Below are 256 nucleotides of genomic sequence, written 5' to 3' on the forward strand. Positions count from 1 at the left end.
GTTGAGCCAAGCATCTACTCAGCCTATTCTATTATTAGATGATAAAGACAAGCTATCATGGCTAAGTGATGGGCTCAGTGTGGCACCTGAGTGGGACAAGTTGCAGCGCCGTGTAGTGAGTGCTGGTCGTAAGTCTGAGCTGCTATTACAAGCCGCTAAAATCACATCAGATAGTACCGAGAAATCTATGAAAATAAACCACGCTTTGGCAATGGCGCTATCTGCATTGAGTGCTGGACTGCTGATCAGTTGTGTC

The 256-nt window shown here is 46.1% G+C and carries 1 protein-coding gene; it reads left to right on the plus strand.

Annotation, left to right across the window (positions count from 1 at the left end; all coding sequences use genetic code 11):
• On the plus strand, positions 1–256 hold a 256-nt coding region (locus R2R70_RS21510), incomplete at both ends, for a hypothetical protein (protein WP_410979126.1).

Origin of the sequence: Cobetia sp. SIMBA_158, from assembly GCF_046566945.1 — a bacterium.
Lineage (GTDB): Bacteria > Pseudomonadota > Gammaproteobacteria > Pseudomonadales > Halomonadaceae > Cobetia > Cobetia amphilecti.